The sequence below is a fragment of the Arthrobacter sp. UKPF54-2 genome, from assembly GCF_007858535.1.
GTDB lineage: Bacteria > Actinomycetota > Actinomycetes > Actinomycetales > Micrococcaceae > Arthrobacter.
On the sequence record NZ_CP040174.1, the window covers coordinates 3,118,913 to 3,143,639 of the forward strand.

Sequence of the window (24,727 nt, forward strand, 5' to 3'; positions counted from 1 at the left end):
GGGAGTGACCATACGTGACAGCACAACGGGCCGGGCCGGAGCAGGTTAGGCGGAAACGCGCTCCGCGTGGGCGGCACGGGCCTCGCGGACTGCCGGCACGCCGTCGCCGTCCTGGCCGTAAAGCCAGTCGTTGTAGCGGAAGTCGTTGTCCTTGCGGCTCTTGAACAGCAGGTTCCTCAGCGTCCGGGCCAGCCCGGAGACGTGCCAGGATTCACCCCAGACGCGGGCGGTGCGCTGGACCCGTGCGGTACGGGCGGCACGGATGCTGTTGAACTCCCGGATCGCGCCGTCCCACGCGTCCGGGTTCACGCCGTCGTCGGTGAAGACCGTCCCCACCGTGGCGTCCTGCAGCACGGCGGCGTCCTCAAGCGCCTGGCAGGCGCCCTGGGCCAGGTACTGGAGCATCGGGTGGGCGGCGTCGCCCATCAGGACCATCCGCCCGGCCACCCAGTTTTCGATCGGATCGCGGTCGTACATGGGCCAGCGGATGCCGGTGGCGAGGTTCTTCAGCGCTTCCTGGACCGCGGGGACACAGTCCTTGTAGGCGGCCTCCAGTTCGTCCACCCCGCCGTACTGCTCCTCGCCGCGTTCGAAGGATGCGGACTTGAAGACCGCCACGGTGTTCAGCAGCTCGCCCTTGCGCAGCGGGTACTGCACCAGGTGGCAGTCCGGGCCCAGGTAGACGATGACGTCCTCGAGGTCGGCCTTGGGCGTGTTTTCGGTGATCGGCACGGTGCCGCGGTAGGCGACGTAAGCCGAGGGGACCGGCTCATCGTCGGCGACGAGCGGGCGGAGCGTGGACTTGAGCCCGTCGGCGCCGATCACGACGTCGGCCTCGTAATCCACTCCGGCGGCAGTGTGGGCCACACCGCGGCCGTTGACGGTTTCAACGCTCTCGACCATCACGTCGTTGACCAGCGTGACGCCGGCGGCCTCGCAGCCCTCGAGCAGGACCCGGTGCAGGTCGCTGCGGTGGATCACGACGTACGGGGCGCCGTAGCGTTCGGCGAATTCCCCGCCGAGGCTCTGGCGGGTGAGTTCCTCCCCCGTGACGGCGTCGCGGAAGACCAGGTGCTTGGGCTGGACGCCGATTTCCAGTGCCTTCTCCAGCAGGCCCCAGCGCTGCAGGACGCGGGACGCGTTCGGGGCCATCTGCAGCCCGGCGCCGACCTCGCCGAATTCGGGCGCGCGCTCCACGAGGGTGACGTTGGCGCCGTTCTCACGCAGCGCGAGGGCGCCGGCCAGTCCGGCCATGCCCCCTCCGATGACGAGGACGTCGGTGGACTGGCCGCCGGAGGGCAGTCCGTCGGTAGACAGGGAACCGGCGGACGGGACGTGCTTAGACATTGCTTGCTCCTGATGGTGACGAGGGGATCGAGAGGTTGGATTTGAGTTTCAGGCCGACGGCGACCAGCAGGGCCGCCGCGATGGCGGCCGCGCCGGCGAAGGCGACGAAGTTGGAATTGACGCCCAGTCCGGCCGCCAGCAGGAGGCCGCCCACCTGGGGTGCGGCGACGGCGCCGATCCGGCCGGTTCCCAGCGCCCAGCCCAGCGCGGTCCCGCGCAGGTGTCCGGGATAGTGGCTCGCGACGGCGGCGATGATCAGGCACTGGGTGCCGTGGGTTCCGACGCCGGCGAGGACCAGCATGAGGTAGACGACCGTGACCGGCGGGCCGGTCACGAGGACCACGAGGGCGACGGCGGCGACGGCGGCCGCGGCGATCGCCGTCGGGATCGGGCCGAACCGGGTCCCGGCCCAGGCCGTGATGACCGAGCCGGCCACCGCGCCAAGGTTCAGGGCCAGGGCAAAGGTCAGGGCGGAGCCCAGGTTGTAGCCAGCCAGCTGCATGAGGTTGGGCAGCCAGGTGCCGAGGCCGTACCAGGCGAACAGGGTGGCGATCGTGGCCACGGCAAACAGCATGCTGATCCCCAGGTAGGGGGCCCGGAGCAGGGACGAGAAGCCGGCCGGCTCCTTGATGCCGTGGGCGCCCGCGGCGGCCCGTCGGCCCGCCCTGCCGGCCGCCCTTGGTGCGGCGCCGGCCGGCGCGAGCGTCTCCGGCAGGTACTTGACGCCGAGCGGCACCACGATCACCAGGGCCAGCACGGCCACCAGGAACATGGATTCCCAGCCGAACGCGGGGATGAGCTGGATGCCGACGAGGGCGGCGATGGAGCCGCCGATCGGGACCCCGGACATCATCAGGGTGGCGATGGTGGACCGCCATTTGGTGGGCACCAGTTCCGCGACCAGGGCATTGGCCGAGGGCACCAGCCCGCCGAGTCCGATGCCCGCCAGCAGGCGCAGTGCGCCGAACACGGGGGCGTTAGGCGCGAACGCGCAGAGAACGGTGAAGAGCGAGAAGACGATGGCGCAGCCGAGGATGGTCCGGCGGCGGCCCCAGGAGTCGGCCATCCGGCCGGCGAAAATGGCGCCGATCATCATGCCGACGAAGGCCATGGATCCGATGGTCCCGGCGGTGGCCTTGCTCAGGCCCCAGCCCGTCTCGGAGATCAGCGAGGACTGGACGGTGCCGTAAACGATCAGGTCATACCCGTCGAAGACCACCAGGAGCCAGCAGACGAGGACCGCGGCCGCCGAGCCTTTGGAAAAACGGGAAGCGGGCCCGTCCGCGCCGGCGGAGGCGGCAGTCCCCGGCGCGGACCGTTGCGGCGCTGCAACAGATGGTGTGTGATTCATGCCACTCACTGTCCTAGCCCCTGCAGGTGAACCACAATACAATTCTGATGTGCAGAATGAGCCAGCGCCCAGGTCAGCCCGGAAGCCCGTGCAGAAGCGGCCCACCTATTCGATCGAGGCGGTCGACAACGCCCTGCAGCTCCTGCAGCTGCTCCGCGACGGCGGAGCGCTGCGGCTCAAGGACGCCGCCGAGGAGCTGGGAGTGGCTCCGTCCACCGCCCACCGCCTGCTCGCCATGCTCGTATACCGGGGCTTCGCCGTGCAGGACGAGACCCGCCGGTACGTCCCCGGCCCGGCCATGGGCGTCGGCCCGGCCGGGCTCGCCTGGACGCGGCTGCTGCGCACCCTCGCCCAGCCGCACATGGAATTGCTCTCCGCCCGGCTCAACGAGACCGTGAACCTGATGGTGCGCGTTGGCACAAAAGTGCGGTTCCTGGCCACGGTGGAGGGAAACAACGTGTTGCGGGTGGGTGACCGGCAGGGAACCGTGATGCCGGCCAACAGGACCTCCGGCGGCAAGGCCATGCTCGCGGAACTGGATCCGCCGATGATCGAGCAGCTCTTCCGCAGCAACAACGCCGAGATCGGCGGGGACACCATCCCGGACGCCGAGTACCCGGCCTTCCTGCGCGAGCTGGAGTCGACCCGCAGCAACGGCTTCGCAGCCAATTTCGAGGGCACCGAGGAAGGGGTGAGCGCGCTCGGCATGGCCCTGCACAACCGCCGCGGCCTCGTTGTGGGGGCGCTCAGCGTCGCCACTCCGGCCACCCGGTTCCGCCGGGTGTTCGACGCCGGGCTCGTCCCCGCGCTGCGGGAGACCTGCCGGCAGCTCGAGATCGACATCGCCGCGAACCCGGCCGAGCCGGACTGAGCCGGACTGAGCCGCGGGCGGCGAGCCCGGTAGCCCCCGCGAGCAATTCTGACCAGCAGAATATGTTGGAGGTCACACCCGGGGCTCCGTATGGTCGAACTACGCCTAAAACCTGTTCTGACCTACCGAGGAGGCCCACGTGTCCATCAGCGCCGAGAACACGACCCATGAATCAGTGGCTGCGGGCCACACAGCCCCCGAACCCACGCCCGAAGAGGCCGCGCAGCTTCAGGAGCTGTACCGCGACTTTGACCGCGAGAACCTGATCCCGCTCTGGACCGAGATCGCGGACCTCATGCCGATGGTCCCGAGCCCGAAGGCCGTCCCCCACGTCTGGCGGTGGAGCGACCTGTACCCGCTGGCGGCCCGCGCCGGCGATCTGGTCCCGGTGGGCCGCGGCGGCGAACGCCGCGCCATTGCCCTCGCCAACCCGGGCCTGGGCAACACCCCCTACGCCACCCCCACCCTGTGGGCAGCCATCCAGTACCTCGGGGCCCGCGAGACCGCCCCGGAACACCGCCACTCGCAGAACGCCTTCCGCTTCGTCGTCGAAGGCGAAGGCGTCTGGACCGTGGTGAACGGTGACCCGGTGCGGATGTCCCGCGGCGACTTCCTGCTCACCCCGGGCTGGAACTTCCACGGCCACCACAACGACACCGATGAGCCGATGGCCTGGATCGACGGCCTGGACATCCCGTTTGTGCACTACGCCGACGCCGGCTTCTTCGAGTTCGGCACGGAGAGGGTCACCGACGAAGCCACCCCGGACATCTCACGTTCCGAACGGCTCTGGGCCCACCCGGGCCTGCGCCCGCTCTCCGGACTGGACGACACCACCAGCTCCCCGATCGCCGCCTACCGCTGGGAATACACGGACCGCGCCCTGCGCGAGCAGCTGCTGTTGGAGGACGAGGGCCACCCGGCCACCGTGTCCCAGGGCCACGCCGCCGTCCGCTTCACCAACCCCACCACCGGCGGCGACGTGATGCCGACCATCCGGGCCGAAGTCCACCGCCTCCGCGCCGGCGCCGGCACCGAGACGGTGCGCGAGGTCGGTTCCAGCGTCTGGCAGGTCTTCGAGGGCCGCGGCTCCGTGGTCCTGGACGGCGAGACCCGGACCCTGGAAAAGGGCGACCTGTTCGTGGTCCCGTCTTGGGCGGCCTGGTCGCTCCAGGCCGAGAGCGAGTTCGATCTCTTCCGCTTCAGCGACGCCCCCATTTTCGAACGGCTGAACTTCAACCGCACCTACATCGAAGGACGCAAGAACGCATGAAACTCCTTACCCTCCGCACCGGAAACGGCTCGACCAAGGCCGTGCGCCAGGACGGCGACACCTTGACCGAGATCGACGGTTTCGCCGACGTCGGAGCCCTGCTCCGCACCGAAGGCTGGGAAGCGACCGCTCGGAACGCCGACGGCGCCACCCACCCGCTCGAAGGCGCGGACCTCGACGCCGTGGTCCCCTCCCCCGGCAAGATCATCTGCGTGGGCCACAACTACCGCAACCACATCAAGGAAATGGGCCGGGAAGTCCCGGAGTTCCCCACCCTGTTCGCCAAGTACGCCGAATCCCTGATCGGCCCGAACGACGACCTGGCCCTCCCGCAGGAATCCGACACGGTGGATTGGGAGTCCGAACTCGCCGTCGTCATCGGCAAGAAGGGCCGCCGGATTTCCGAAGCCGACGCCGCGGACCACATCGCCGGGTACGCCGTCCTCAACGACGTGTCCATGCGCGACTACCAGTTCCGCACCGTCCAGTGGCTGCAGGGCAAGACCTGGGAGAAGTCCACCCCGTTCGGCCCGGCCCTGGTCACCAAGGACGAGTTCAGCGGCGGCCTGATGACCACCGCCGTGGACGGCGAGATCCAGCAGAGCACCCCCACCGGCGACGTCGTCTTCACGCCGGAATTCCTGGTCTCCTACATCTCCACCATCATCACGCTGAACCCGGGGGACGTCATCGCCACCGGCACCCCGGGAGGCGTGGGCCACGCCCAGGACCCGAAGCGCTACCTGCAGGAGGGCCAGCTCCTGATCACAAGCATCGAGGGCCTGGGCGAGCTGAAGAACCGCGTGGTCAAGGAAGCCTGATGGTTGCCCGCCACGACCAGACGACGGACCCGGAGCTGCTGGCGGCCCTGCTGCAGGCGCGCCGGGGCACGGCGTTTTTCGCCCGCAAGCTCAACGAGCTCTCCGACGCGGACCTCGACGGCGACTCGCTGCTGCCGGGCTGGACCCGGCGCCACATCACTGCGCACATCGGCTACAACGCCCGGGCGATCGCCCGGCTCATCGAGTGGGCGGCCACCGGCGTGGAGACTCCGATGTACGCTTCCACCGACGTCCGGGACCACGAGATCGACTTCGGGGCCACGCTGAGTCCGATCGCGCTGCGGCACCTGTTCGACCACTCCGCCGTGCACCTGAACGTGGAATGGCGGGACCTGCCCGAGGACGCATGGCACCACAAAGTGCGCACCATCCAGGGCCGGGAGGTTCCCGCCACCGAGACGGTCTGGATGCGCAGCCGGGAAGTCTGGATGCACGCCGTCGACCTGGCCAACGGCGCTGCCTTCCGTGACATTCCGGTCCCGGTCCTGGAGCGCCTGCTCAAGGACATCACCGGGGCGTGGAAGACCCGCGGCACCGACGCGGGACTCGTGGTCAAAGTCACCGACCACGATCTGACGTTCGGGGACACGGCGTCGGCGTCCCCGACCGTGGTCTCCGGGCCGCTGGCGGGCGTCGTCGAATGGGCCGCGGGCCGCGGCAACGGCGGCGTCACCGCCGTCGTACCCGGCAGTGAGTCAACCAACGCTCCGGTTCCGGCCGCGCCGAAGTGGATCTGAGCAGCACCAAACGACCGATAAAGCGCGAGGCCTCCCCGCCTGAACATTTCAGGTAAGGAGGCCTCCCGCTTGTGCTTAATTTCCGCGGTCAGGGGGCACTTTCAGGGCCAACGTTCGACGCCGGCGCCCTGGCTCACGGCGAGTCCGCGCCAAAGTGCCCCCGGAGTGCAACCGAGGCCGGCGGACGCGAAGATCTTTGGCCCGGATCAGCCCTCGTCGCACAGCAGGTGGAACCAGTTGTCGGCCAGGATCTCGAGGGCGTGTTCGCGGTTGGGTTCGAACTTCCGCCGCGTCCAGAGGGTGGCCACGTAGTCGAGCGAGGTGAAGGCCAGGGTCCCGCGGATGTGGCGGGTCTCCTCCGTGAAGCGGCCCGCCAGCTCCATGCCGCGGACCAGGTCGGAAATGACCTCCTCGTGCCAGCCCTCCACCATCTCGCGCACCTCGCGGTCGACGGCGGCGGCCTCGTCGAGGACGTCGAGGTAGGGCCGGAAGACCGGCCAGAGCGCCGCCCGGGACTCCAGCCAGGCCAGGATCCCCGGGAGCTCCCCGGCGTGCACCACGTCCACCAGGTCCGGCGCGGTCGATCCGCTCTCCGGGCCGTCAGCACGGTCCAGCACGGCGTTGACGCGTGCCATAAAGTCCCGCATCAGATCGCTGCGCGACGGGTAGTAGGCGTAGAACGTCACCCGGGTGGTGCCGGCCGCGGCGGCGATCTCGTCGATGGTGGTCGCGGCGTAGCCCTTCTCGGTAAAGAGTTCCAGCGCCCGTTCCACGATCATGTCGCGGGTGAGTTTCTTCTGGGCTTCTCGCAGCGACGACATGGATCAATCCTAACGGTGCCGTGTGCTGTCAGACCCGGGCAGGCGCCGCCGGGCGCGGCGCGGCCGGGGCGGCACCGGCCGGAGCGGCGTCGGCGAGCCGGCGCAGTTTGGGGATCGGGATCCGGTAGTTGACCGCCGCAGCGGTCCCGGATCCGTCCGGGTTGCTCCAGCGCAGCAGCACCGAGCCGTCCCCGCTGCCCGGCTCGCAGTAACCGGGGGCACCCTCCACCGGGGTGGGGCCGACCGCTTTGAGCGTGAGCCCGAAGCCCTCGGTCCAGAAATAGGGCCGGAAGTTGAGCTCCGGCGCCGCATCGCCGTGCAGCAGGCCGACGGCCGCGACCTTCGCTTGGTCGATGGCGCTCGTCCACAGCGGAACCCGTTGCACGCCGCGGCCGGTGGGGAAGAACGCCACGTCCCCGGCGGCCACGATGTCCGGCCGCACCCTGCCGCGGGAGTCGACGCGCAGCGCCCCGCCGGTGAGCAGGTCCGTGCCGGCCAGCCAGCCGATGTTGGGCTCATCGCCGACGGCGGTGACCACCAGGTCCGCTTCCAGGACGGTGCCGTCGGCCAGGGCAACCCTGGCCCGGTCACCGTCGCCTGCCAGGCGGGCCTTCCCGCCGTGCACCACCCGGAGTCCGTGGCGCAGCGCGGCGGTTGCGAAGATGTCCGCCAGGTGGCCGCCAAGCTGGCGCGCCAGCGGTACGCCGTCCGACACCAGTGTGACCTCGCAGCCCATGTGCAGGCACCCGGACGCGACCTCCATGCCGAGGGGTCCGCCGCCGATCACGATGACCGAGGGCCGGGCTGCGACGCGTTCCCTGAGCAGGACCGCGTCCTCGATGGTGCGCAGGGTCAGTTCCCGGGGGCCGGAGGCTGGCCCGGGCGTCTCGGCTCCCGGCGCGGTGTCCAGGCGCTTCGCCCGGGAGCCGGAGGCGATGACCAGGCCGTCGTAGGGCAGTTCACCGCCTCCCTCCAGGTGGACCAGCCCGGCGTCGGCGTCCAGGCCCGCGGCGCTCACGCCGAGCAGCTCGGTTGCTTCGTGGCCCGGTGCCGGGAGTTCGTGCGCCTGGAGGCCGCCGGCATCGTTCCCGCCGTCGCCGTGCAGGAGCGCTTTGGACAGGGCAGACCGGCTGTAGGGCTGGTGGCGTTCGGCGCCCACCACCGTGAGCTCGCCGTCGAAGCCGGCCGAGCGCAACGAGTCACAGGCGGTGAGGCCGGCGATGCCGTTGCCGACCACCACTATCCTGCGCATCATCAGGCGGCGGCCAGCCGCAGCGCGGCCACCGGGCAGACCCGCACCGCGGCCTTGGCGGCGTCGAGCCCGTCGCCGTCGACCTCGTGCACATCGATCACCAGTTCGCCGTCGTCGTCGAGGTGCATCAGCTTCGGTGCGGCTTCCTCGCACAGGCCGTGGCCCTCGCAGCGCGGCCGGTCCAGTTCGATCCTCACGCCGCCACCACCTTTTCGACCTGCAGCGACTCGTGGCTCCGGGTGATGTTGCTCGGCTCCCGGACCTCCGTCGAGATCTCCAGCGACTTCACCCGGCGGGCGAGGGCCTCGATGATCGCGTGCGCCTCGAGTTTCGCCAGGCCCTGGCCGGCGCAGCCGTGCGGGCCGTAGCCGAAGGAGAGGTGGTCCACCGGGTTGCGCAGGATGTCAAAGGTGTCCGGATTCTCGTAGTGCCTCGGGTCGCGGTTGCCGGCGCCAAAGAGGATGCCCACCTGGGCGCCGGCCGGAATGGTGACCCCGTCAATCTCGACGTCGCGGGTGGCCTTGCGGCCCCAGATGTGGACCGGCGCCCAGTAGCGCAGCACCTCGGCGAAGGCGGCCGGAACGAGGTCGGGGTTGTTCCGGACCAGTTCGAACTGCTCGGGGTGGTGGCCGAGGAGCGCAACGATGTTGCCGATCGAGGCGATGGTCGTGTCCACGCCCGCCCCGAGGTACTGGTGGATGATGTGCCCCGCGGAGCCCTGGGGAATATCGCCGCGAGCCTCGGCGTCGAAAATGCCGCGGCCGATGGAACCGGGGGCAAGGTCCCCGGCGGTAACGGACGAGCACCAACCGTAGAGCTCGCCGGCGATCGGGAAGCTCTCCTGGGTGCGCTGGTTCATTGGGCCAAGGACCTGCATCGCGGCCTGGCCCCAGCGCAGCATGTTGTCCTTGACGTGCCCCTGGAAACCGATCAGGTCGGCAACGATTTCGATCGGGAAGGCCCGGGCCAGCGAATCGATGGCCTCGAAGCTGCCGCTGTTGGCCAGTTCGGCGACGAGCTTGTCAGCCTTTTCGTCGATGACGACCTTCAGGCCGCGCAGCGCGCGGGGGGTGAGGTTCTGCGACAGCGTGGCGCGCAGCTGCGTGTGGACGGGCGGGTCGGAGGCCAGCGAGGTGCCCTGCAGCGCCTCGTTCACCATGGGGTTGAAGCCGATGCTGGTGGACGAGAACGTTTCCGGATCCGCCAGGGCGTTGCGGATGACGTCGTAGCGGGTCAGGACGTACAGCTCGTTCTTGGGCAGGTGGACCACTGCGGCCTGCTCGCGGAGCGCGGGGTAGGTGGGGTACGGGTCGACCAGGATGGCGTCATCCCAGATGTCGATGTCGGATTCGAGGGGGGCAGTCATGGTGTTCTCCTAGGGAAGATTCGGTGGTGTGAAAGAGCAGTAGTGGGTCGGGGCCGTCAGTCTCAGACGGCGGCCGCGGCGCTGGCCTCGGCATTGGCTTCGGTGGTTTCCGCGACGGCGTCGGGCGTCGGCGCCGTCGACCGTCCCGAGATGAAGAGGGTCAGGACGGCGGAGAGGGCTGCGGCGATGCCCGCAACAAGGTAGACGGCCTGGAAGCCCTGGCCGAGGGAGGTGCCGGCGGCGCCCTGGATCTGCTGCTGCGCGGAGCCGAGGGCCTGGACCATGCCGTCGACGGCCTGGGCCGGGGCTCCGGACGCCGCTGCCTGGCCGGAGAACTGCGCGATGACGCCGTCCCAGCCGGAGAGGTAGCCCAGCGGCGGCACGTTCGAGAGCCCCGCGACGGCGTCGGCGGGCAGCCCGGCCGCGCCGAGGATCCCGGCGAGGGGCCCGGCAAAGACGGTGGCCCCGATTCCGAATGCGATGGCCGACCCGATGACCGGGCCCAGGGCGAAGCCGAGGTCGCGCAGCAGGTTGGTCGTCGCGGAGGCCATGCCGATGTGCTGCGGCGGGACGGTGTTGATGGCGACGGCGGTGATGGAGCCGACCGTCAGGGCGAACCCGATGCCCAGCATCAGGAGCGGCGGAATGAACGCGGTCCAGGGCGTTCCGCCGAACGCCTCCGGTGTGCCGAGGGCGTAGGTCGAGAGCCAGAAGGCGGAGACGGCCACAAAGGCGAAGCCGGCCGTGAGGACCCAGCGCGGGGCCACGTGGTGGATGAGCCAGCCCACCACCGGGATGAAGGCAAAAGCGGGCCCCTGGATGAAGACGAACAGCACGCCCACCTTCCAGGCTTCGGCGAGGGCGAGGCCGCCGACGGCGACGCTGGTGCTGTAGCAGACCGCGAGGAAGGCGAACATGCCGGTGACGGCAACAATGCCGGTGATCGAGTAGGCGCTGTTCCGGAACAGGGAGAGATGGATCAGCGGCTGCTTGGTGCGCAGCTCGATGACAACAAAGGCGACAAGGAGGGCGCCGCCAGCAACGTAGCTAGCGACCACCTCGGCGCTGCCGAAGCCGGCGTCGACCGCCTGGACGGTGGCGAACAGGACCGCGATTAGGCCGAGCGCGAGCGTCACCTGGCCGGGCAGGTCCAGCTTGCGTCCCTCGGCCGCGGCCGAGTCCTTGGCGCGGACCGCCACGATGAGGACGGCGACGGCGATCGCGGCGGCGACGTAGTAGGCCACGCGCCAGCCGCTGAAGGCGTTGGGGGCGCCCGCGGCGGGACCCGCCACGGTGAAGGCCGCCGCCGTCACGCCTGCAAGCATCGGTGAAATGACCGCGCCCAGGGACAGGAAACCGGCCCAGGTGGCGATGACCTTCGCCCTGGCCCGGTGGTCGGGGGTGATGGCGGCGATCATCGACAGCGAGATGGGGAAGAGTATGCCGGCACCGATGCCGCCGACTGCCTGGGCCGCGATCATCATCTCGGTGGTGGTGGCCAGCGCCGCGAGGACGGAGCCTGCGACGCTGATCGCGGCGCCCGCGTAGAGCAGCTTCTTGCGGCCGAACAGGTCACCGAGGAGTCCCCAGCTGAGCTCGAACACCACGATGCCCATCATGAACATGCCGGCGATCCAGGTCAGGCCGGCGCCCGAGGTGTGGAACTCCACCGCAAAGGTGCCGTTGAGGGCGCCCGGCAGTGCGTTGGTGATCTGGGCCAGCGTGACCGCGCTGTAGGCGGCCACGAACGTGGCTCGTACAGATCCGCGGCTCGGCACCGGTGTGCTCTGACTCATCGATGAAACTCCTTTGTTTCGGAAGTGATGTGGCGTTCACCACAGTGTGGAGTCAAGCTTTACAGACTGTCAAGAGCGCATACGCAATGTTTCGTTCATGAACGTTCCGATGGCCGCTTGACCGTACGTGCCGATTATTTCCTTGACACGATGTAAAGCATTGTGTGATGCTGGCAACACCGCAACGGAGCGCTGGCACGCAAGGCTCCGCGGCCCCCCTGCACACTGCACCCGATCTTCAAGGGAGAAGCCCCCGTGAGTCACCCCAGCCCCGCCACCGCCGCAGCGCTTGTTGCCCCCGACGGGCGCACCGTCAACACGGTCCTGGGCCCCGTGCCCGCTTCCGACCTGGGGGCGGTGGCGGTCCACGAGGCCCTGCTCTCGGTGCTCCCCGGCGCCCAGTACGCCCCGGATATCTCGATGGACCGGGCCGACATTTTCGACGTCCTGGCGGCGAAGCTCACGGACTTCCGCGAACACGGCGGACAGACGATCGTCGACAGCACCGGCATGTTCCACGGCCGGGACCTCAAGCTCTACGAGGCGCTCTCCCGCTCCACCGGCGTCCACATCGTCGCCTCCACGGGCCTGGGACCGGAGGAAGAACTCGGCGGCTACTTCCTGACGCCGCAAACCAACCCGCCCACGCCGTGGCCGGCGGACAAGTTTGGTGACCTCTTCGGCAAGGAGGTCACCGAGGGAATGGTGGTCCCCCGCGTCGAGCGCCGCGCCGCGGCCGGCATCGTCGCCACGATCGCCGACCGCGCCGGCATGACCCCCACCGAGGAAAGCCTGTTCCGCGGCTCCGCACGCGCCGCCAAGAGCACCGGCGTCCCGCTCTCCATCCGCTTCGGCGCCGACGCCCTGCACGACCTCGACGTCGTCCTGGACGAAGAGCTCGGCCCCGACCGGGTGCTCGTCGGGGACCTGGACCGCAGGGACGCTGCCGGGTCCGCTGCCGGGGTGGCCGGCCGGGGGGCCTTCGTCGGCATTGACCACGTTGGCCTCAATGACGACCCGGACCACCTCACCGACCACGAGCGCGCCGCCCTGGTCCTCGAGCTCGTTGCGGCCGGCCACGCCGACAAGATCATCCTCTCGGGCAACTCGATCGGCGTCGCCAAAGGCCTGCCGGAGTACAACCTGCCATACAGCCACGTCCTGTCCACGTTTATGCCGTTCCTCCAGTCCCAGGGCCTGAGCGATGAGGACGCCCGGCGCATCCTCGTCGACAACCCGCGGACCCTGCTGGCCGTGCGCTGAGCCCGGCGCACCACACCCATTTAGCTTTCGAACCCTGAGGTGAAGAAATGACCAAGGTCAACACGGTGCTGGGAACCATCCCGGCCGAAGAACTGGAAATCGTGGCGGTCCACGAACACATCGGCTACGGCATGCCCGGGTCCGAGCTGGACAGCCGGTGGTGGAAGTCGCCGGAGCAGGCCTACGAGGAGACGGTGCCGAAGTTGCGGAAGTTCCGTGACTACGGCGGCGGCACCTTTGTGGACGCCACGGGCATCTGCAACGGCCGCGACGTCGACTACTACAAGTCGCTGTCCGCCAAAACCGGCGTGCACATCGTCGCCTGCACCGGCTTCGTTGGCGGGGACACCGCTCTGCCGCACTTCTCCCGCGCGTCGGTGGACTACCTGACTAAGGTCTTTATCCACGAGATCACCGTCGGCATCGGCAACACCGGCGCCAAAGCCGGCGTCATCAAGGTCGGCGTCAGCCGCGGCGGCCGCATGACGGACCTGGACAAGCGCATCTACCGGGCCGCGGCCCGCGCCGCCGTCGTCACCGGCGCCCCGATCCTGACCCACCTGGCCATCGATCCCGAACCGGCCGTCACCATCTTCAACGAGGAGGGCCTGGCGCTGGACCGCGTGCTCTTCGGCCACGCCGACGACGGCCTGAACGCACCGATCACCCCGCACGACTGGATCTACGAACAGGGCGGCCGGATCGGCTTCGACACCTTCGGCTACGACCTCGAGCTCCCGGACCCGCCGTTCTGGGGCCGCAAGCGCGCCGAACGCATGGAGCACTTCGTCAAGCTCGTGAACAAGGGCTACGCGGACAAGCTCCTGGTCTCCGCCGACGCGAACTGCAGCCCGCTGGGCTGGCCGGGCGTGAAGGGCCACACCATCAACTACATCTTCGAGGACATGATCCCCGACATGCGCGCGGCCGGCATCGACGACGCCACGCTCAAACTCCTGCTCGAGGACAACCCCGCCGACTTCCTGTCGCTGAGCGCCTGAGCCGCGCAGACCACCACCCCGTACCGTCCCCCTGACCGGCCTCGGCCACGTCAGAGTCAAGAAAGAGGCTTACCCAATGAAGGCTGAAGACATCAAAAACCTCAAGATCGCCATCGTCGGCGCCGGCTACGGCGGCGCCGCTGCCGCCAAGGCCCTGAGCCTGCTCGGCGCCGACGTCACGGTCTACGAACAGGCTCCGCAGATGGGCGAGGTCGGCGCCGGGATCGGCCTGCGCCCGGCCACCATGGCCCGGTTCCGCCAGTGGGGGATCTTCGACGCGGTCGCGAACGTCAGTTCACCGAGCGACTACTTCGAGATCCTCACGGCCACCGGTGAACCGATCATGAAGGACACCTGGCCGGAGTTCGGGGACCAAAAGCAAACCCACCTCATCCACCGCCGCGACTTCATCGAGGCACTGCTCGGCGTGCTTCCCGACGGCATGGTGAAGCTCGGCCACCGGCTGCAGAGCATCGAGGACAAGGGTGGCCGCTCCGTCCTGACCTTCGCCAACGGGGAGAGCGTCGAGGCCGACCTGGTGGTCGGCGCCGACGGCATCAAGTCCGTGGTGCGCGAGCAGCTCTTCAGCACCAAGGGCCCGGTGTTCTCGGGCGAACACGCCTACCGGGTGGTGATCTCCGCCGACGACGCCCACGGCCTGGTGGTCGACGACAATCTGCGGATGTACATGGGCCGGGGCACCAAGGTCTACCTGCTGCCGCTGCGCCACCGCAACCAGATGTCCTTCGACATCACCGCCCTGAACCCGGACGGCACCTGGGCGCCGTCCATCAGCAAGGAAGACCTGCTGAAGACGGTGGAAGGCTTCGACGAGCGGATCGTGGGGATCGCCCGCGGCCTGGACATGGACACCGTCAACATCCGCGCGGTCTACGACATCGACCCCGTCGACACCTGGCACACCGACTCGGTGGTCCTCATGGGCGACGCCGCCCATTCCATGCTGCACCACCAGGGCCAGGGTGCGAACTCCGCCATCGAGGACGCCGGAGCCCTCGCCGACGCCCTGGCCCAGGCTCCCTCGGTCAAGGAGGCGCTGGCCCTGTTCCAGGCGACCCGCAAGCCGGTGACGGACGAGCTGCAGCGCATCTCGCGCCAGGGCTGGTCCGAGGAAGAGGTCAACGACGTCTTCCCCGGCCAGAAGCCCTCCTCCCAGGAACCCTCCACCCGGCAGCCCGCCGCGGCGAAGGCCTGACGCCATGACCATCCACCCCGAAATCGCCAAAATCCTGGCCACACTGCCGGCACCCGATGGTTCCCCTTTGGACCCCGCCGCCATGCGCGCGGGCGAGGCCGCCCAGGTCCCGCCGCTGCAGGAGCGTCTGCCGGTGCACAACGTCCAGGACGCCACGGCCGCGACGCCGTCCGGCGACGTCCCGGTGCGGATCTACACCCCGGCCGAGGCAGATTCCTACGGCCTGCTGGTGTACTTCCACGGCGGCGCGTTCTTCCTCGGCAGCCTGGACACGCACGACCACGTCGCGCGGGCCCTGGCCAAGGAAACCGGCCACAAAGTCATCTCGGTCGGCTACCGCCTCGCCCCCGAGGCCGCCTTCCCCGCCGGGCTCGACGACTGCTACGCCGTGGTCCGCTGGGCCGCCGAACAGGCCGCCGAACAGGGCGCCGCGCTGAAATGGGACGGCAAGACCCTCGCCATCGCCGGCGACAGCTCGGGCGGCAACTTCGTCGCCGCCGTCGCCGCAAAAGCCCACGACGACGGGTTCTTCGGGATCACCCACCAGGTGCTCTACTACCCCTCCCTTGACCTGGACTTCGACGTCGAACGTTACGCCTCCCTACGGGAGAACGCCGAAGGCTACGGACTCGAGACGGCCGGCCTCAAACCGTTCAACGCGTTCTACCTCGACGGCGGAGCGGACCCGGCGGACCCGCTCGTCTCCCCCATCAAGCGCCGGGACCTCGCCGGCCTGCCGCCCGCCCTGGTCATCACCGCCGAGCATGACCCGCTCCGCGACGAGGGCGAACTCTACGGCCGGCGACTCAGGGAAGCCGGCGTGGAGGCCACCGTGAGCCGCTACGCCGGCGCGAACCACGGCTTCGTCGCCAACTTCTCCTGGATTCCGGAGTTCTACGCGGCCATCGAGGAAACCGCTACGTTCCTCGGCGGTGGACAATGACCGGGCCGGTGGCCGTCCACCCCCTGGTCTCCCCGTGGGGACGGTTCGGTCTGTACAGCTTCTTCATCGATGCCCCGGAGCCGGCGATCGTGGACACCGGCATCGCTTCCTCGCCGGCCGAAGGGATGGTGCCGGCCCTTGAGGCGATCGGCCGCCGGATCGAGGATGTGCGCTGGATCCTGCTCACCCACGGGCACATCGACCATATCGGCGGTGCCCATGCCCTGTGGGAGCTCACCGGCCGGCGGGCGCAGGTGGTGATCCACGAGGCCGACGCACCGATGCTGCGCTCGCGCCGGGCCCACGTGGACGAATACCTTGCCGGGCGGGGGCAGTACCTGAACGACCCGGGCGGCGAGGCCGGCCTGGCCGCCGCCGCCAACGCCGTGATCTCCGGCGAGCTGGAGCCCGACGTGCTGGTACGCGGCGGCGAGAAAATCTCCCTCGGCGGGGACGTCACCGTGTCGGTCCACTCGATCCCGGGCCACACCGCCGGGTCCGTCGCCTACGTCCTGGACGGCCAAAACGACGTGTTCGTCGGCGACGCCGTCCAGGTCCACGGCGCCGCCAACGGCTTCCCCGGATTTGTGGACCCGGCCGGCTACCGCTCGTCCCTGAACTACCTCAGGGACACGGTCCGGCCGCGGCACCTCTACCTCGGGCACCCGTACCGCCGCGCCGACGGCACCCCCTACGGCGTCGAGCTCGACGCCGTGCAGGCGCGGGAAGCGCTCCAGGGAAGCCTGGACATTGAAGCGCGCGTCAGCGGCGCGGCCCGCGGCGCCCTGGCCGCCGGGCTGCAGGACACGGACTCGCCCTACTCGCCGTTCGCCGGCGCCGCCGAGGAACTCGGCTACCAGGGCGACCCATGCCTGGAGCCGTCCCCGTTCTTCACGACCCTGCACGGCTACCGCACAACGTTGGACCACACGACCGAAGATGAGGAGCTGCGTGCTCATGGATGACTTTCAACTGGTAACTGCCGGCGGCGAGAAAATTGCCGCCCGCAAGGACCTCCGGGTCCCGATGCGCGACGGCGTCGAACTCGCCGCGGACGCCTACCAGGGCGCCGAGGACAAACCGCGGCCGGCGCTGGTGGCCCTGAGCCCGTACGGCAAGGAACTGCAGGCCCTGGCGCTGACCACACCGCCGCAGCGGCGCCCCAGCCCGATGTGGGACGGCTGCATCGAGGCCGGCGACATCGCCCGCATCGTGAAGGAGGACTACGTCCACGTCATCGGTGACCTGCGCGGCTCCGGCCACTCCGGCGGCGAGCACATCGGCAACTACAACGCCGGCGGCGTTTCCCTGGGCCAGGACGCGTACGACTTCATCGAGTGGGTCGCGGCGCAGCCATGGTGCGACGGCAACGTCGGCATGGTGGGCATCTCATACTTCGGGTCCATGCAGGTCCTGGCCGCCGCCGAGCGTCCGCCGCACCTGAAGGCGATCTTTGTCTCCGGCGGACACTTCGACTTCTACGAGACCACCTACCACGGCGGCATCATGTGGTTTATGCCCCGCGCCGCCCGCGAGGGCCGCGGCGGCGACTCCGGCTGGGCGTTCACCGACGGGGTCAAGTCCCGCATGATCGAGCAGTACTCCCCCGCGCAGCTCAAGGACCTCGTCGCCCAACGGCTTCAGGATCCCGACGTCGCCGCCTGGCCGAACCTGGTCCATGTCCTGCACTACCCGAAGAACCACGAAGCATGGTTCGACATCGTGATGAACGAACTCGACGGCGACTGGTACGAGGAGCGCAACCCCATCACGCTGGCCCCAAACATCGACATTCCGGTCTGGCTGCAGATCGACCAGGGCCGCGGCTGGACCATGGACGGCACGATTGAGCTCTTCAAAGCCCTCAAGGGTCCCAAGAAGCTGGACATCGGCCCGTACCCGCCGATGCAGTCGCGGCCCTTCATCGAGGAGCACGACAAGATGTTCCGCTGGTACGACTACTGGATCAAGGGCGACGACAACGGCGTGATGGACGAACCGGCCGTGAGCGTCTTCGTGGAAGGCTCCCGCGAGCTGGTGACCGCCGGGGCGTGGCCGCCCAAAGACATCGAGTACAGGCCGCTCTACCTGCGTCCGCGGCGCAAACTCTCGGCCGAGCCGGAGCTGATGGGGGCCGAATACGCGGCCCCGGACGGCTTCTACCAGGCGCCGTTGACCGTGACGGACAAGGTGGAGATCCTCAGCTGGTCCACGCCGCCGTTCGAGGAAGACACGGAAATGATCGGCACCGGCGCCGCGCACATCTTCGCCGAAATCGACCAGCCGGATACCAACTTCATCCTGCGTCTGTGGGACTACGCCCCCAACGGGAAGCGGCAGCTCATCACCAGCGGCTACCTCAAGGCCTCGCACCGCGAGCTTGACGAACGGAGCACCGAAGGCAGCCCGGTCCATCCGCACACCCGCGCCGTTCCGGTGGAACCGGGGACGATCGAGGAATACGTGCTGCGCCTCTACCCCTTCGCGAACACGTTTAAGCCGGGCCACACCCTCACGGTGGAGCTGTCCAATGACGAGCCGCTGGCCGACGAGCACAATGCCCTGCTGCCGCCGGACGCCTTCCACCTTCCGGTGGGCCGGCCCGTCACCCACAAGATCTACCGCGACGCCGCGCACCCGTCCCGGCTCCTCCTGCCGTTCACCACGCAGAAGCCGGCCGCGGACGGCTGATCCCGGCGCAGACCACGCTGACCAGGCGCGGACCCTCAGTCGTGCACGGGCTCGCCCGTGACTCGATGGTCCGCGTGGTTCAGGCCCTCCATCACCAGGCGGGCCAAGTGTCCGCCGGCGATGCTGTACACCACGCGGCGGCTGTCCTTTTGGGTGCTCACGAGCCCGCTCATGCGCAGCTTGGCCAGATGCTGGCTGACGGACGTCCTGGACGCGCCGGTGCGCTTCACCAGGGAGGACACATCGGAGGGTTCCTGGGCGAGGAGCCAGAGGATGTGCAGCCGGGTCGGGTCCGAGAGCATCCGGAAGGTGGCCGTGGCGGCGTCGAGGCGCCGGGCGTCAGGTGCCGAGTTATGGTGCAGGCTGGGCTCGTTCGCCCGCTTTACGCTGTCCACCCGTTCACCCCTTCGTGGATGCCGGCGCGTGGCTGGTCTTCGCGGTCGCGGGCCAGAATGCCAGCCCGGCCACGGAGCCGAGGGCCGCCACCGCCGCGAGGGCGGCGGCCGCGGCCGGCTGGCCCGCTGTGGCGCCGATCCAGCCGGCCGCCGGGTAGGTGAGGATGAAGCAGGCGTGGGAGAGGGAGAACTGGGCGGTGAAAATGTAGGAGCGGGTGCTGTCCGTCGCGGCACGGCGCAGCAGCCGGGCCGACGGTGTGTTGATCATGGACGTTCCGGCTCCGAGCAGCACCCACAGGCCCAGCAGCACGGGCCACGGCCCCGAGAAGGCCAGCAGCACGAAGGCCCCGGCGAGGCCGACGGAGAGCAGGACGGCCCCCATGGCCATCAGGGTGCGGTCAGCGGTCCGGTCCAGGATCCTGGGCGCCGCCAGGGCGATCACCATCGATCCGGCGCCGAAACAGGCCAGAGCGACGGCGACGTCGGCGTTGGACCCGCCGAACAGCTCCCGGGCGTACACCACGGTGTTGACCAGCACGAGTGCCGTGGCAGCGGCCACCACGAGGTTCAGCGCCATCAGGCCCCGCAGTTCCGGAGTCCTGGCAAAGATCCGGGCTCCCAAGGTGGTGCGGTGCCACAGCGAACCCTCCAGCGGAGCTGCGTGCGCGGCCGGCAGCGCGGTGGTGATCACCAGCGCCGCCGAGACCAGGAACCCGGCCACGGTGCCGAGGAACAGTTCGTGGAAGGACAGGACCGTCAGCAGGGCTGCAGCGAGGGCGGGGCTGAGCAGGGATTCGAGGTCGTAGGCAAGGCGCGAGAGTGACAGGGCGCGGGTGTAGTGCCGCTCGTCGGGCAGGACCACCGGGATCAGCGCCTGAAAGGCGGGGGTGAACGTTGCCGAGGCACTCTGCAGCACGAAGACCAGCACGTAGATCTGCCAGGCCTGGTCAACCGCCGGCAGCATCAGAGCGATGCCCGCACGGATCAGGTCCGCGCCAACCAGCACCGCCTTCTTGGGCAGCCGCTCCACGAGGGCGGCCATCAGGGGCGCCACAAAAACGTAGGCGAGCATCTTGATGGTCAACGCAGTCCCCAGCACGGCGCCGGCGTCACCGCCGGCCAGGTCAAAGGCCAGCAGACCCAGGGCGACCGTGAGGAGACCGGTGCCAAGCAGGGCAACGATCTGGGCCGAAAAGAGTTTCCGGTAGGCCTTGATGGCCAGAACTTCAAACAACGGGGCTCCCAGTCAGGTTGGCGAAGCGTTCAACGCGTGCACACGTGTGCACTCAATAGCCTACCCGGGAGACGCCCGGCCGGGTCAGCCGAGGCTCAGCTCGTCCGAGATGGCCCTGGCCGCCTCACGCAGGAGCGGAACCGCGCGGTCCGCAAAGGCCTGGTCCACCCGGGACACCGGGCCGGAGACCGATATGGCCATCGGGGTCGGCGCGTTGTCGACGGCCATGGCGAAGCACCGGACGCCAAGCTCCTGCTCCTCTTCGTCGACGGCGTAGCCCCGCTGCCGGATCGTCTCAAGGTCCCGGAGCAGGGAGTCGATGTCCCCGATGCTTTTGGGCGTGGGAGTAGGCATACCGCTGCGCGACACAATCCCCCGGACGGTCGCGTCGTCGAGCTGGGCCAGAATCGCCTTGCCCACGCCGGTGGAATGCATATGCGCCCGGCGGCCCACTTCGGTGAACATGCGCATCGAATGCCGCGACGGTACCTGGGCGACGTAGATGATCATGTCCGCGTCCAGGACAGCCATGTTGGCGGTCTCCCCCAGCCGGTCCACGAGGGACTTCAGCTGGGGCCGGGCCAGGACACCGAGTTGTTTGTTCGCGCCCTCGCCCAGCCGGATCAGCCGCGGCCCCAGCGAGTACCGCCGGTTGGGCAGCTGCCGGACATAGCCCAGGCTGACCAGCGTGCGCAGCAGCCGGTGGATGGTCGGGAGCGGCAACGAGGTGGAAGAGGAGAGTTCGCTCAGCATGACTTCGCCGCCGGCGTCGGTGATGAGTTCCAGGAGTTCAAAAACACGCTCGACCGACTGGACGCCTCCGGGGGCTTTTTCAGCCATCTCGCTCTGTCTCCTGCCGGTCCCTGCCGATATCGAATATCCGCATCGTGAAATTTTTTGCCTGCCGAGTCAAAGATACAACACGGCCGCCTCGGCTCCCCGGGCTCTGCCGCCGCCTGCGCGCACGGCCGCGCGGGCGGCCGTGTGCGCAGGCGATCGTCCTAGATGGCCTTCCCGGGGTTGAGGATGCCGAGCGGGTCGAAGACCTTCTTGATGGCGTGCTGCAACTCGAGGGACTCGCTGCCCAGTTCGTCCCGCAGCCAGTCGCGCTTGAGGATTCCGACGCCGTGTTCCCCCGTGAGGGTGCCGCCGAGGCTACGGGCCAGCTCGAACATCTGGCCGAGTGCGGCCTTGGCCGGGCCTTCCGTGGAGGGCTGGCCGGGCTCAAGCACGATCATCGGGTGCAGGTTGCCGTCGGCGGCGTGGGCGACGGTGAAAATCCGCACCCCGGTGCGGTGCGAGATTTCCTCGATCCCGGCGACCATCTCGGCGAGCCGGCCGCGGGGCACACCGACGTCGCCGATGCAGACGTCGCCGAGCAGTTCCAGGGAAGGAATGGCCTCCCGGCGCGCTTTGAGCAGTTCGGCGGTTGTTTCCGGATCCGTGGCCTTTTCGTAGGACGAAGCGAGCGGTTTGATGGCCTCGATCAGCACCTCCTGTTCCAGGAATGCCCCGTACCCGTCAGTCTGGGCAAGGAGGAAGGCTCCGCCGCGGCTTCGGTAGTCGGTACCCAGTGCCGCGTCGACGGCCGCCAGGGTCGGTCCGTCCATCAGTTCCAGTACGGACGGGGTCACGCGCGACGAAATGATGGCGGAGGCTGCCTGGGCGGCGGCCACGATGTCCGGGAAGAAGGCCGCGACGGTCGCCGTCGCCACCGGAAGCGGGCGGAGCCGCAGCGTCGCTTCCACCACGACCCCGAGGGTCCCCTCGGAGCCGATCATGAGCGCGTTGAGGTCATATCCGGTGACGCCCTTGATCGTTTCCCGGCCGGTCTTAAGGAGCCGGCCGTCCGGCAGGACAACCTTCAGCGCCAGGACGGATTCGCGAGTGACGCCGTACTTGGCGCACCGCATGCCGCCGGCGTTGGTGGCGATATTTCCGCCGATCGAGCAGATGGCCGTGCTGGCCGGATCCGGGGCGTAGAAGAGCCCGTGTTCGCCCGCCGCGGCGTTGACCTCCGCGTTGAGGATGCCGGGCTCGACGACGATGATCTGTTCCAAGGGATCCAGCCGCAGGATGCGGTTCATGCCCGAGACGTCGAGGACGATCTCGCCCGCCTGCGCGGACGAACCCGCGGCCAGGCCGGTGCCGGCACCGCGGGCCACGATCGGCACCCGCGCCGCCGTCGCACGGACCATGGTGTCCACCACGTCGTCGATGCTGGTGGCGTACACGACGCCGTCCGGCAGCGTCTCGGGGGTGTAGCCCGACCGGTCGGTGTTGACGTCCCTGCGGGCAGCTTCCGCCGTCGAACCGTGCCGGGCAGCGGCGACCAGCGTCGCCCCGGCCCCTGAAATGGTCTCACTCACGTTGGTACTCACAAGATCTGCTCTCTATCGGTTACTTCGGTTTCTCGATCGGTGCCGGTTGCTTAGGGAACCATCCAGCCCAGCACCGGGGTGGACTGCAGGACAATAAGGATGGTCAGGAAGGCCAGCAGTGCCAGGCTCCAGCCGATGAGCTTCCGGAACAGGACGCTCTCGGCCCCGTCCAGGCCCACGGCAGCCGAGGCAACGGCCAGGTTCTGCAGGGACAGCATCTTGCCGAGGACCCCGGCGGAGGAGTTGGACGCCGCCATCAGCGTCGGCGACAGGCCCGTTTGCTGGGCTGCGGTCACCTGCAGCTGGCCGAACAGGGAGTTGGACGAGGTGTCCGAGCCGGTGAGCGCGACGCCGATCCAGCCCAGCAACGGGGACAGGAAGGCGAAGAAACCTCCGGCGGACGCCAGGGCAATGCCGAGCGAGTTCGTCTGCCCCGAGACGTTCATAACAAACGCCAGGGCCAGCACCGAGGTAACGGAGACGATCGTCCAGCGCAGCTGGAACAGCGTGTCGCGGTAAATGCGGAGTCCCCGCAGAGGTGCCAGTTTGTACAGCGCCATGGTGATGATGCCCGAGATCAACAGCAGCGTGCCGGTGGCCTTGAGGTGGTCAAGCTTGAACTTGTGGGCGGCAACCGGTTTCCCGTTGGGATCCACCGCGTCGAGCCCGGGCCATTCGAACGTCACCGAGCCCACTGCTGTGAGCCAGTTCTTCACACCCGGCAACTGGGCAATCGAGAACACCGCCATGATGATCAGATAGGGGGCAATCGCCATCCACACTTCGCCGTTGGCAGGCCTGACCGCGGCGTCGCTGCGCTCTCCGGCTGTGCCCGCCCCCGCGGGTGCACCGTTGCGGCTCACGCCACCGAGGCCGGAGGACGTTCCGTAGCCGGTACCGGACTGCGCACCGACGCTGGCCAGTTCGGCGTCGGCGGCCTCGCTGTCGGCGAGGTCGTGCATTCCGATGATCTGTGCCGGCTGCCAGTACTTCAGCATGACCAGAACCACCGCCACGGTGGCGATGGCGGCGACGACATCGGTGAGCTCCACAACCAGGAAGTTCGAGGCAACGAACTGGGCCAGGCCGAAGACGATGCCCGAGACTACGGCCACCGGCCAGGTTTGCCGGACGCCGCGCTTGCCGTCGACGATGAAGACAAGGATGAGCGGGACGATGACGGCGACAAAGGGCGTCTGGCGGCCGGCCATGGAGCTGAGGTCGTGAAGTGGGATGCCGGTGACACCGTTAAGGGCAATGATCGGCGCGGCCATGGCTCCGAACGCCACGGGGGCCGTATTGGCCAGCAGCGCCACGATGGCTGACTTCAGTGGCTTCATGCCGGCCGCCATGAGCATCGCACCGGAAATTGCCACCGGGGCGCCGAAGCCTGCCAGGGCCTCCAGCAGCGCCCCGAAACAGAACGCGATCAGGATCGCCAGGATGCGCAGGTCGTTGGAGATGGAGCGGATGGTCCGGCCCAGTACCTCGAACCAGGGCGTATCCACCGTCAGCTTGTAAATCCAGAGCGCATTGATGAGGATCCAGAGGATCGGGAAGATGGCATAGAAGGCGCCCTGGCCGGCGGCGCTGAGCACCTGGCCAAAGGGCATCTGCCAGCCCACGACTGCGAGCACGATGGACAGCAGCAGGCTCGCGATGGCCGCCTTGGGCGCCTTGACCCGGAAGACGCCCAGCAGGACAAACAGCAGCAGCAGCGGCAGGGCGGCGACCACGGCTGACATGGCGAGGGAACCCGCTATTGGATCGATGACTTGCTGGAACGGCTCAAACCTGGGACTCACAAAAACTCCTTCGTTTTCTCCGAGCTATCGGTGGGCACTGCGGTGGCAGCGTGCGGCAATCCGCTCAGCCTGCGAGAACTATTCCGCATAGTGGAACATATCTTTTGTTCAGTGATATTCAGTGACTGAGAGTATGTGCGAT

22 protein-coding genes are annotated in these 24,727 nt (G+C 68.7%); 10 read left to right on the top strand and 12 right to left on the bottom strand.

Annotated elements, in window-relative coordinates; all coding sequences use genetic code 11:
- Nucleotides 1-45: 45 nt before the first annotated feature.
- Nucleotides 46-1,347, bottom strand: coding sequence for an FAD-dependent oxidoreductase (locus E7Y32_RS14365; RefSeq protein ID WP_146337715.1), 1,302 nt, complete (start codon nt 1,345-1,347; stop codon nt 46-48).
- Nucleotides 1,340-2,698, bottom strand: a complete 1,359-nt coding sequence (locus tag E7Y32_RS14370) for an aromatic acid/H+ symport family MFS transporter (protein ID WP_146337716.1) — start codon at nt 2,696-2,698, stop codon at nt 1,340-1,342. The genes E7Y32_RS14365 and E7Y32_RS14370 overlap by 8 nt, the downstream gene beginning before the upstream one ends.
- A 49-nt stretch (nt 2,699-2,747) precedes the next feature.
- Between E7Y32_RS14370 and E7Y32_RS14375 the strand changes: the two genes are divergently transcribed.
- From E7Y32_RS14375 to E7Y32_RS14390, 4 genes are all read left to right on the top strand, one after another.
- Entirely contained in the window at nt 2,748-3,569 is an 822-nt protein-coding gene (locus E7Y32_RS14375) for an IclR family transcriptional regulator (RefSeq protein ID WP_146337717.1), read from the top strand.
- A gap of 139 nt (nt 3,570-3,708) precedes the next feature.
- Entirely contained in the window at nt 3,709-4,842 is a 1,134-nt protein-coding gene (locus tag E7Y32_RS14380; protein WP_146337718.1) for a cupin domain-containing protein, read from the top strand.
- Entirely contained in the window at nt 4,839-5,663 is an 825-nt protein-coding gene (locus E7Y32_RS14385; RefSeq protein ID WP_146337719.1) for a fumarylacetoacetate hydrolase family protein, read from the top strand. Before E7Y32_RS14380 ends, E7Y32_RS14385 begins: the two co-directional genes overlap by 4 nt.
- Nucleotides 5,663-6,421: a maleylpyruvate isomerase family mycothiol-dependent enzyme gene (locus tag E7Y32_RS14390; protein WP_146337720.1), complete on the top strand. Its 759-nt coding sequence runs from the start codon at nt 5,663-5,665 to the stop codon at nt 6,419-6,421. The genes E7Y32_RS14385 and E7Y32_RS14390 overlap by 1 nt, the downstream gene beginning before the upstream one ends.
- 206 nt (nt 6,422-6,627) lie before the next feature.
- Here the strand turns inward: E7Y32_RS14390 and E7Y32_RS14395 are convergent, their stop codons facing one another.
- From E7Y32_RS14395 to E7Y32_RS14415, 5 genes are all read right to left on the bottom strand, one after another.
- Nucleotides 6,628-7,242, bottom strand: coding sequence for a TetR/AcrR family transcriptional regulator (locus E7Y32_RS14395; RefSeq protein ID WP_146337721.1), 615 nt, complete (start codon nt 7,240-7,242; stop codon nt 6,628-6,630).
- Nucleotides 7,243-7,270: 28 nt separating this feature from the next.
- Complete coding sequence (locus E7Y32_RS14400; RefSeq protein ID WP_261382459.1) at nt 7,271-8,497, bottom strand: NAD(P)/FAD-dependent oxidoreductase; 1,227 nt, start codon at nt 8,495-8,497, stop codon at nt 7,271-7,273.
- On the bottom strand, nt 8,497-8,691 hold the full coding sequence (locus E7Y32_RS14405) for a ferredoxin (protein ID WP_146337722.1): 195 nt from the start codon (nt 8,689-8,691) through the stop codon (nt 8,497-8,499). Before E7Y32_RS14405 ends, E7Y32_RS14400 begins: the two co-directional genes overlap by 1 nt.
- Complete coding sequence (locus E7Y32_RS14410; RefSeq protein ID WP_146337723.1) at nt 8,688-9,860, bottom strand: cytochrome P450; 1,173 nt, start codon at nt 9,858-9,860, stop codon at nt 8,688-8,690. Before E7Y32_RS14410 ends, E7Y32_RS14405 begins: the two co-directional genes overlap by 4 nt.
- Before the next feature lie 62 nt (nt 9,861-9,922).
- Nucleotides 9,923-11,656, bottom strand: a complete 1,734-nt coding sequence (locus E7Y32_RS14415; protein ID WP_146337724.1) for an MFS transporter — start codon at nt 11,654-11,656, stop codon at nt 9,923-9,925.
- Nucleotides 11,657-11,911: 255 nt separating this feature from the next.
- Between E7Y32_RS14415 and E7Y32_RS14420 the strand changes: the two genes are divergently transcribed.
- The 6 genes from E7Y32_RS14420 to E7Y32_RS14445 all read left to right on the top strand — a co-directional run bounded on the left by E7Y32_RS14420 (nt 11,912) and on the right by E7Y32_RS14445 (nt 18,770).
- Nucleotides 11,912-12,919, top strand: a complete 1,008-nt coding sequence (locus tag E7Y32_RS14420; protein ID WP_146337725.1) for a phosphotriesterase — start codon at nt 11,912-11,914, stop codon at nt 12,917-12,919.
- 47 nt (nt 12,920-12,966) lie between these two features.
- Nucleotides 12,967-13,920, top strand: coding sequence for a phosphotriesterase (locus tag E7Y32_RS14425; RefSeq protein ID WP_146337726.1), 954 nt, complete (start codon nt 12,967-12,969; stop codon nt 13,918-13,920).
- A 76-nt stretch (nt 13,921-13,996) separates the two neighbouring features.
- Nucleotides 13,997-15,136, top strand: a complete 1,140-nt coding sequence (locus E7Y32_RS14430) for an NAD(P)/FAD-dependent oxidoreductase (RefSeq protein WP_146337727.1) — start codon at nt 13,997-13,999, stop codon at nt 15,134-15,136.
- Nucleotides 15,137-15,140: 4 nt separating this feature from the next.
- A complete protein-coding gene (locus tag E7Y32_RS14435) occupies nt 15,141-16,079 on the top strand; it encodes an alpha/beta hydrolase (RefSeq protein WP_146337728.1) in 939 nt (312 codons plus the stop codon).
- An 8-nt stretch (nt 16,080-16,087) separates the two neighbouring features.
- A complete protein-coding gene (locus tag E7Y32_RS14440) occupies nt 16,088-17,044 on the top strand; it encodes an MBL fold metallo-hydrolase (protein WP_261382460.1) in 957 nt (318 codons plus the stop codon).
- On the top strand, nt 17,037-18,770 hold the full coding sequence (locus tag E7Y32_RS14445) for a CocE/NonD family hydrolase (RefSeq protein ID WP_146337730.1): 1,734 nt from the start codon (nt 17,037-17,039) through the stop codon (nt 18,768-18,770). Before E7Y32_RS14440 ends, E7Y32_RS14445 begins: the two co-directional genes overlap by 8 nt.
- 35 nt (nt 18,771-18,805) lie before the next feature.
- On the opposite strand, the gene E7Y32_RS14450 is transcribed toward E7Y32_RS14445, so the two are convergent.
- From E7Y32_RS14450 to E7Y32_RS14470, 5 genes are all read right to left on the bottom strand, one after another.
- Nucleotides 18,806-19,165, bottom strand: a complete 360-nt coding sequence (locus E7Y32_RS14450) for a metalloregulator ArsR/SmtB family transcription factor (RefSeq protein WP_261382462.1) — start codon at nt 19,163-19,165, stop codon at nt 18,806-18,808.
- A 4-nt stretch (nt 19,166-19,169) separates the two neighbouring features.
- Complete coding sequence (locus tag E7Y32_RS14455; RefSeq protein WP_146337731.1) at nt 19,170-20,399, bottom strand: MFS transporter; 1,230 nt, start codon at nt 20,397-20,399, stop codon at nt 19,170-19,172.
- A gap of 84 nt (nt 20,400-20,483) precedes the next feature.
- Nucleotides 20,484-21,239: an IclR family transcriptional regulator gene (locus tag E7Y32_RS14460; protein WP_146337732.1), complete on the bottom strand. Its 756-nt coding sequence runs from the start codon at nt 21,237-21,239 to the stop codon at nt 20,484-20,486.
- Nucleotides 21,240-21,400: 161 nt separating this feature from the next.
- A complete protein-coding gene (locus tag E7Y32_RS14465) occupies nt 21,401-22,768 on the bottom strand; it encodes an FAD-binding oxidoreductase (protein WP_261382463.1) in 1,368 nt (455 codons plus the stop codon).
- Nucleotides 22,769-22,830: 62 nt separating this feature from the next.
- Nucleotides 22,831-24,525 carry an L-lactate permease gene (locus E7Y32_RS14470; protein WP_146338747.1) on the bottom strand — a complete coding sequence of 565 codons (1,695 nt, stop codon included), beginning with the start codon at nt 24,523-24,525 and terminating at the stop codon, nt 22,831-22,833.
- Between the last annotated feature and the right edge of the window lie 202 nt (nt 24,526-24,727).